At 68.7% G+C, this 7324-nt stretch carries 7 protein-coding genes; 1 reads left to right on the top strand and 6 read right to left on the bottom strand.

Features of this window, described 5'->3' with window-relative positions; translation table 11 throughout:
• Positions 1-111: 111 nt before the first annotated feature.
• The 6 genes from K2Z83_RS14690 to K2Z83_RS14665 all read right to left on the bottom strand — a co-directional run bounded on the left by K2Z83_RS14690 (position 112) and on the right by K2Z83_RS14665 (position 6008).
• Positions 112-408 (bottom strand): hypothetical protein, encoded by a 297-nt coding sequence (locus K2Z83_RS14690; RefSeq protein WP_220595938.1) that lies wholly within the window; start codon positions 406-408, stop codon positions 112-114.
• A 29-nt stretch (positions 409-437) separates the two neighbouring features.
• Entirely contained in the window at positions 438-773 is a 336-nt protein-coding gene (locus tag K2Z83_RS14685) for a ferredoxin family protein (RefSeq protein WP_220595937.1), read from the bottom strand.
• 4 nt (positions 774-777) lie between these two features.
• Positions 778-2094, bottom strand: a complete 1317-nt coding sequence (locus tag K2Z83_RS14680; protein WP_220595936.1) for an FAD-dependent oxidoreductase — start codon at positions 2092-2094, stop codon at positions 778-780.
• Positions 2084-3103: an electron transfer flavoprotein subunit alpha/FixB family protein gene (locus tag K2Z83_RS29980; RefSeq protein ID WP_220595935.1), complete on the bottom strand. Its 1020-nt coding sequence runs from the start codon at positions 3101-3103 to the stop codon at positions 2084-2086. Before K2Z83_RS29980 ends, K2Z83_RS14680 begins: the two co-directional genes overlap by 11 nt.
• Positions 3100-3942, bottom strand: a complete 843-nt coding sequence (locus K2Z83_RS14670; RefSeq protein ID WP_220595934.1) for an electron transfer flavoprotein subunit beta/FixA family protein — start codon at positions 3940-3942, stop codon at positions 3100-3102. Before K2Z83_RS14670 ends, K2Z83_RS29980 begins: the two co-directional genes overlap by 4 nt.
• 119 nt (positions 3943-4061) lie before the next feature.
• A complete protein-coding gene (locus K2Z83_RS14665; RefSeq protein WP_255603987.1) occupies positions 4062-6008 on the bottom strand; it encodes a S8 family peptidase in 1947 nt (648 codons plus the stop codon).
• 299 nt (positions 6009-6307) lie between these two features.
• On the opposite strand from K2Z83_RS14665, the gene K2Z83_RS14660 reads away from it, so the two are divergent.
• Positions 6308-7306, top strand: coding sequence for a lysylphosphatidylglycerol synthase transmembrane domain-containing protein (locus K2Z83_RS14660; RefSeq protein ID WP_220595933.1), 999 nt, complete (start codon positions 6308-6310; stop codon positions 7304-7306).
• Positions 7307-7324: the final 18 nt, after the last annotated feature.

The following is a 7324-nucleotide window of genomic DNA, read 5'->3' as shown; positions in this document are numbered from 1 at the left end:
GCGGCGCGGCTACGCCGCGCCGCAGCACCATCAGTGCGGCATGTGCCTGCTGGCACCACAACCATAAGAAATTCCGGGGGCCGCAGGCCCGCAAGCCCCCGCGCTAGGGCGCTACTCCTGTGCGCCCCGGCTCGCCGCGTCCCGCAGGCGGGTCGCGGCCTTGTCCACCGGGAGCAGCTCCCGGCTGGCCTGCTCCAGCAGCTCCTCGGGCACCTGCCAGTCCTGGCCCTGGTAGAGGAGCCCCATCTCGAGGCCGAGCAGCACGCGCCGCAGGTTGACGACCTGGTGCTGGAGCGCCTCCAGATAGCCGGGGTCGAGCAGCGGGCTCATCTCCTCGCCGTATGTGTCGAGCGCCTGGATCATCGCCAGCGCGGCCTGATCGATCTGTAGAATGGCCGTCTCGTGCATGATATAGCTCCTCAGCCGGCGGCGCGGCATTAGCCGAACTTGTAGGCGACACCGTAGCCGCCGCGCGGCAGCTGCCAGTCGATGTTGTGAAGGGGGCAGCCGATGCGGCAGCTGCCGCACTCCACGCAGGCCTGGTAGCCGACTAAGATGCGGCCCTGGCCGTCCTGGGTGAAGACGCGTACCGGGCAGAAGTCGAGGCAGGGCTTCGGCCCGCATGTGGCGCAGACCGTGTGCTCGCGCACCTGGATGTGGGCGAACTCCTCGTCCACATAGTACTTGATCGAGACGATCAGGTTGTCGATATTGACCGCCGGCAGGGTGGCCTCAAGCTCGGGGCTCAGGGGCTGGTGTTTTCGGTCGTTCATAGTGCTATCCTCTCATCGCGCGCAGCAGCTTGAGCATATCCGAGGCCATCCCGAAGAAGGAGCGCCGCTCCTGCAGCAGCCCGACGATCTGCTTCTCCATGTCGCGCTTTGGCATGCCGTGGGCCGTGAAGTAGCGCAGCGCGGCGTCGTTCAGGAAGTTGGCGTACGTTCCCATAAAGTGCGGCGTGCTGTCGAGGAAGTCCGTCATCCGACGGTACTGCTTCATATCCTTGAGGACGAAGGTCGCCTCTAGGTTCTTCCGGTACTGCCGGAGGAATCCGGCGGAGAAGTCGTTCGCCTGGTGCGCGGCGATCGCCGTGGAGCCGGCCATCTTCCCGGCGGTCATCGCCAGGTTCGTGCCCTCGCGATGCATCGCGTCGACCATGCCGGCGGCGTCGCCGACGACCATGACCCCGGGTGCCGACAGCTTAGGCATGCGGTCGTAGCCGGTCTCGGGGATCAGGTGGGCGCCGTACTCCAGCGGCTTCCCGCCGTCGAGGTAGGGCTGGATGGCCGGGTGGTTCTTGAAGCGGGCCAGCACCTCGTAGGGCCGCAGCTTGTGGGAGACGAACTCCTCAAGCAGCATGCCGACGCCGATCGAGAGCCCGGCGCGGTCGGTGTAGAGGAAGGCGGTGCCGGGGAGCCCCATCGTGGCATCGCCGAAGACATCGATCGCCGCCCCCTCGTTCGCGCCGCTGAGCCCGAAGCGGGCCTGGATCTCCTTGGGCGGCAGGCTGATGTACTCCTTCACCGCCAGGGCCACGAAGCGCGGCGGGAGGTCGTTCTTGATCAGGCCGAGCTTCTGCGTCAGCAGATTGTTGACCCCCTCGGCAATGACCACGATCGGCGCGTAGACCTCGCCGTCCGGCCGGTCGGTGCGGACGCCGATCACCCGCCCCTTGGCGTCCTGGAGGATGTGCGTGACCGTGGTCTTGGTGATCAGGAGCGCGCCGGCGGCGGCGGCCTGCTCGGCGAACCACGGGTCGAACTGCGCCCGCAGCACCGTGTGCGCCTCGGCCGGCTCCTGCTTGTAGTGCTCGCTCTTATGCATGATCCGGACGACGCTGTCGGGCGAGAGCATCCAGTAGCCCTGCTCGGTGACGGGCCGCTCGAAGGGCGGCTTGCGCTCCAGGTACTCGGGCAGCACATCGGCCAGCGCGTGGGTGTACATCACCCCGCCGAAGAAGTTTTTGGCGCCGGCGAAGCGGCCCCGCTCGATCAGAACCGTCTTCAGGCCGCCGCGGGCCATGGTCAGCGCCGCTGCGGTTCCCGACGGCCCGCCGCCCACCACAATGGCGTCGAAGGTGTACTTACTGGCCATTGCCCGCTCCTTTCACCTGCCGGATCAGCTCGGGGATCACCTCGTAGAGGTCGCCGACGATGCTCGCGTTGGCCATCTGGAAGATCGGCGCGTTGGGGTCTGAGTTGATCGCCAGGATGAAGTTGGCGCCGCTCATCCCGACCGTGTGCTGCACCGCCCCGGAGATCCCGGCGGCGATGTAGAGCTTGGGGCGCACCGTCTTGCCCGTCTGGCCGACCTGGTGCTCGTGGCCGATCCAGCCGGCGTCGATGACCGGGCGGCTTGCGCCGACGACCCCGCCGAGGGATTCGGCCAGCTCCTCAAGCAGCGTGAAGCCCTTCGGCCCGCCCACGCCGCGCCCGCCCGCGACGATCACGTCGGCATACTCGATGTTGATCTGCTCCTCGCCGGGGATGAGGCGCAGGCGTCGCACCGGGATGTCGCTCTCGCTGAGGTCGAGCGGCTCGCGCAGCAGCTCGCCCTCGGCCGCCGGCAGCGGCTCCGGCATCGTCAGGACGCGCGGGCGAACCGTGGCCATCTGCGGGCGGTGCTTGCGGCAGAGGATGGTGGCCATGAGGTTGCCGCCGAAGGTCGGCCGGGTGGCGGCCAGGATCATCTGCTTGGGGTCGATCGCCAGCTCGGTGCAGTCGGCGGTCAGGCCCGTCTTCACGCGGGTCGCGATCGTGCTGGCCAGGTCGCGCCCGAGCGTCGTCGCGCCGATCAGGAAGATCTCTGGCTGGTACTTCGTGACGAGCTTGCTCACGCCGACCCCGTAGGGCATGTTACGGTAGGTCTCAAGCAGCGGGTCGTCGATCAGGTAGACGCGACTGGCGCCATAGCGGTAGGCCTCCGCCGCGATCTCGGCGACATCGTGGCCGAGCAGGACGGCCTCGACCACGCTGCCGGGCAGCTCTGCGGCCAGCCGCCCGGCGGCACCCAGCAGCTCCCACGAGACCGGGTGCGGCTGGCCCTCCTCCTGCTCGATGAAGACCCAGATACGCGGGGTGGGTTTCTCAGCCTGCTCGCTCACGGCCTGCCTCCGTTCTGGTTCGGCAGCGTGACGACGCTGGCCTGGACGATCATCGCCAGCGCATCGGCCACGGCCTCGCTCAAGCCCTTCTCGGCCACCGACATGATCGCCCCGGCCTCGCGCGCCGGCGGCGTGAAGGCCTTGCCGACGATCGTGGGCGAGCCCTTGATCCCGACCTGCTCAATATCGAAGGGCACCGGCGCGTCGGCGGTCCACAGCTCCGGCTTGTAGCTCGCGGCGTTGATCAGGTTCGGCAGCGGCGCGCGCTTGACCGCGGCGATCTCCTTCTCGACCGTCAGCAGCGCCGGCAGGCTTGTCTCGATCACCTCGATGCCCTGCTCGATCTTGCGGTGGATCACGGCCTTGCGCGCCACCGGGTCGAAGGACTCGATCGCGACGGCGTTGCTGAGCAGCGGCACATGCAGGCGCGCGGCGACCCCCGGGCCAACCTGGCCGGTGTCGCCGTCGATCGCCTGCTTGCCGAACAGCAGCAGATCGACCGGGCCGGCCTCCTGGAGCGCCTCGACGGTGTGCGCCAGCACGTATGAGGTCGCGAGCGTGTCGGCGGCGCCGAAGCGTCGGTCGCTGATCAGGATCCCCCGATCCGCACCCTGCTCGACACACTCGATCAGCGCCTCCATGGCCTTGGGCGGCCCCATGGTGATCACCGTCACCGTGCCGCCAAACTGCTCCTTGATCCGCACCGCCATCTCGACGGCGTGGATGTCGTAGGGGTTGATGATCGTCGGAACCCCTTCGCGGATCAACGTGCCCGTCTCAGGGTTGATCCGGACGTTAGAGGTGTCCGGCACCTGTTTGATTGCTACCACTGAGTGCATAGCGTGTCTCGCCTTCATGATTCGCTATTTTTTGCGCTGTTGCGCACAATCGAATCATAGCGTCGGGACAAGATTTCAGGATGCCTTACCTATCCCCTGTACGCTGTACGCTGTCCCCTCTAGCGCCAGCCCCGCGCGCGCAGCAGCTCGTTGCCGAGCAGGCCGAGCAGCACCCGCCCCGCGCCGTGATCCTCGAAGCGCGCGCGCTCGAACCACTGCACGGTCACGAAGACCCCCGGCTCGACCTCCTCGGTCTGCGGCGGCGATATCGGCTGGCCGAACAGCGCCATGCTCTCGGCGTAGCTCTTCCCCGCCCGCCCGTCGAACTCCAGGCCGTTGCTGCGCCAGTAGCTCAGGAAGGGCTCACAGATCGACTGGGATGTCTGCTCGAAGAAGAGGCAGCCGGGCTGCGGGCCGGTCTTCGGGAGGGCGAACCAGTCGCGGCCCTGGGCCTTGAGGATGTCATCGCCGATGCGCGAGAGCAGCACGTTGTACGGGGCGGCGTTCTCCGGGTGGAGCTCGAAGCGGTGGCGCTCGAAGTACTGCACCGTGTAGGCCTTCCCGTCGGCGCCCACCTCGCGCAGCTCCTCGCTGGTGGGGAACCCGAAGATCGGCAGGCCGCCGTGGCGCTCCCAGTAGCGGCGGAACTCGCCGCCCAGGCTGTGGCCCGTCTCCGGGAAGTAGGCCCGGTCGGCGCCGACGCTGCCGGCGGGCACGGGCGTCAGGGCCGGGGGCGCGCTGCCGTCGCCGTGGGCGGGTGACGGCGCGGGGGCGGGGGTCGGCGATGGCGCGGGGGTCGGCGCGGGGGTCGGCGCATACAGCGGGCAGCCCGTGTAGGCCTGGGCCAGCTGGAGCGACCTGAGCGCGTTCAGGCGGCCCCAGCCGTACTCGTCATCGCGGCCGGGCGCGCCCTTGTCGTCGGCGCCGGCCTCCAGGATGCAGGCGATATCCTGGGCCGGCAGGTCGGGGCGCAGGGTAAAGACCAGCCCGGCCACGCCGGCGACATAGGGGCTGGAGAACGAGGTGCCATTCGGCGGGCCGTAGATGCCGCCCGGCAGCGTCGTCCACAGGCCGACGCCGGGCGCCGCGAGGTCGACGTAGGGGCCGGTGTTGGAGAAGCCCGTGATCACATCCGTGTTGCCGGTGGCTCCCACGGCGACGACGTTATCGTAGGCGGCGGGGTAGCTGACGGCGTTGCCGTCCTGGCGCTCATTGCCCGAGGCCGCGATCAGGAGGGCGCCCTTGGACGCCGCATAGTCCACCGCGTCGCGCAGGGCCTGGCTCTCATCGCTGCCGCCGAGGCTCATGTTGATGATGCGGGCGCCGCTATCGGCGGCCCAGCGGATGCCGGCGGACACGCTGGCGTCATCGCCGCCGCCCCGGCTGTTCAGCGCCTTCACCGGCAGGATCTTGCAGCCCCAGCAGAGCCCGGCCACGCCCTTGCCGTTATCGGTGTCGGCGGCGATCAGGCCGGAGACCGCCGTGCCGTGCCCGTTGTCGTCGCCGGAGTCGCTCCCGCCCGAGAAGGCGTTGTAGCCCGGCAGCACCTTGCCGCGCAGGTCGGGGTGGCCCGCATCGACGCCGGTATCCACCACCGCGATGACGATCTCGCCGCCGGTGGTGATGTCCCAGGCCTCGAAGGCCTGCACGTTGCGCAGCCCCCACTGCTGGTCGACCACGCTATCGTTGGGGGTGCGCTGGGCGACGCGGCGGTGGTTCGGCTCGGCGTAGGCTACGGCACCGAAGCGCGCCAGGGCGGTGGCGGCGGCGGTGGGGCTCACGTCGGCGCGGATCGTGAGCTTGTAGGTGTCGCTGCCCGCGCCGATCGGCGCGGCAGCGGCGGCGCCGAGGGCGGAGAGCTGGCGGTTCAGCGACGCCAGGGCATCGGCGGGCGCGCCGGCGATCTGGAGCGCGCCGCCGCGCAGGGCCGGCCAGACGCCCGGCCGCAGGCGGACGATCAGCTCGCCGGGGATGGCCGATGGCGTCGCCGCCGAGGCCGCCGGGGGCTGGGCGAGTGTGGAGAGGGCGATCATCAGCGCGAGCAGGGCAAAGGCTGTGTGTTTCATGGGGGAGTGCAATTGCAGATTGCAGATTGCAGATTGTAGATTGCAGATTGCAGAGTGCAGAGTGTAGATTGCAGAGTGCAGAGTGTTGAGTGTTGAGTGTTGAGTGTTGAGCGCAGAGCGCAGAGCGCAGAGTACAGAGTGTTGAGCGCACATTGTACAATCTGCAATCTGCAATCTGCAATCTGCAATTATGAGCGCGCAGCGCTCAGATTATAGCAGCCCGCCGGGCGGTTTGCGTCTCATGGGGGGGGCGGTTATAATCGCGTTAACATTCTGAATGGTGACAGGCGCGCGTCACAATGTCATTAAAAACGCTCCAGGGCAAGATCCTCGCCTCGCTCCTGCTCGGCCTCGCCGTGCTGGTCGTGATCGGCCTCGTCAGCGATCTGCGCGAGGTCGGCCGTGATCTCGGCTCCTTTCGCTGGGCGCTGCTGCCCGCCGTCCTCGGCTTCACCCTGCTGAACTACATCCTGCGCGGCATGAAATGGGACTACTACCTGCGCCGGCTTGGGCTGGGGGATGGCGTGAGCCGGCTCGATAGCGGCCTGATCTTCACCGCCGGCATGGTGATGGCGGTGACGCCGGGGAAGCTTGGCGAGGTGTTCAAGTCCTACCTGCTGCGGCGGGTCAACGGGGTTGCCGTGAGCGTCTCGGCGCCGATCGTGCTGGCCGAGCGGCTCACCGACGGCCTGGCGATGCTGCTGCTGATGGCCCTCGGCCTGACCCTCTACCCCCCCGCGCGGCTCCTCTTCGTCGTGCTGCTAGTCGCCACCGTGGCCGGCATCCTGGTGGCCCAGAGCCGCCGCCTCTCGCTGGGGATCATCGACCGCGTCGAGGGGCTGCCCCTCGGCGGGCGGATCGCCCCGAAGCTGCGTAACATCTACACCAGCACGGCGCAGCTGCTCGACTGGCGCATCCTCCTGGTCTCCACCGTGATCAGCGTGGTCTCGTGGGGGTTCGAGTGCGTGGCCTTCTACTATGTGCTGGTCGGGCTGGGCGTGAGCGGCACGCCCCTGCTGCTGCTCCAGGCCACCTTCATCTTCGCGGCGAGCACGCTCTTTGGGCTGGTCTCGTTTCTCCCCGGCGGCCTCGGCGCCTCCGAGGTGAGCAGCGTCGGCCTGCTGGTGGCCCTCGTCGGCCAGAGCGCCAGCGCCGCCACCACCGCGACGATCATCATCCGCTTCTGCACGCTCTGGTTCGGCGTCATGCTCGGCGCCGCCGCGCTGGCCTGGTTCGGCCGGCGTCACGCCGAGCGGGGTGAGATCCGGGAGGGTCAGGGCAGTGTGCCGCTGCCCTGACCCTCCCGTTGGGGCACC

It is taken from the genome of Oscillochloris sp. ZM17-4 (genome assembly GCF_019599295.1).
In the GTDB taxonomy this organism is placed as follows: domain Bacteria; phylum Chloroflexota; class Chloroflexia; order Chloroflexales; family Chloroflexaceae; genus Oscillochloris.
This window is presented reverse-complemented; position numbering and strand designations above follow the sequence as displayed.